The organism is Mesorhizobium sp. M4B.F.Ca.ET.089.01.1.1 (assembly GCF_004022605.1).
Taxonomy (GTDB): domain Bacteria; phylum Pseudomonadota; class Alphaproteobacteria; order Rhizobiales; family Rhizobiaceae; genus Mesorhizobium; species Mesorhizobium abyssinicae.
Genome location: NZ_RZOS01001116.1, coordinates 1 through 697 on the forward strand (window position 1 = coordinate 1; position 697 = coordinate 697).

General features: G+C 57.8%; 1 protein-coding gene. It reads left to right on the forward strand.

Going from position 1 to position 697, the window contains the following annotated elements:
- Nucleotides 1-697: aminotransferase class III-fold pyridoxal phosphate-dependent enzyme (locus tag EN780_RS36355; RefSeq protein WP_128276603.1), on the forward strand; the 697-nt coding region annotated here is incomplete at both ends.

Sequence of the window (697 nt, forward strand, 5' to 3'; positions counted from 1 at the left end):
TTTCAAGGCTGATATTGATCCTGGCCGCGTCGCTGCGTTTATCGTAGAACCAGTGCAAGGCGAAGGCGGCTTTTATGAAGTGCCGTCTGCCTTCATGGATCAGCTGCGCGCAATCGCTGACAAACACGGCATCCTGTTGATCGCAGACGAAGTACAGACCGGCTTTGCCCGCACCGGTAAGCTCTTCGCCATGGAGCACTTCGGTGTCTTTCCGGACATCACCACTATGGCCAAGGGTCTCGGCGGCGGCTTCCCTATAGCAGCTGTCACCGGTCGGGCGGAGATTATGGATGCACCGGGACCGGGCGGCCTAGGTGGCACTTATGGTGGCAGCCCGATCGGCATCGCCGCCGGAAATGCTGTCCTCGACGTGATCGAAGAAGAGGATTTGTGCCACCGCGCCGAACTACTCGGCGTACGCCTGAAAAGGCGGCTGCAATCGCTGAAGGATGTCGTTCCGCAGATCGCCGACATCCGTGGCCTGGGTCTCATGAATGCGATCGAGTTCACGGTGCCCGGCTCAAGAAAACCTAGTGCAGAATTCACGAACAGTGTCCGCGAGAAGGCGCTCGACAGGGGCCTCATCCTCCTGATCTGTGGCGTTTACGGAAACGTCATCCGCTTCCTCGCCCCGATTACTATCGAAGACACAGTATTTGCCGAAGCACTCGACATCCTTGAAGAAACATTACGCGCC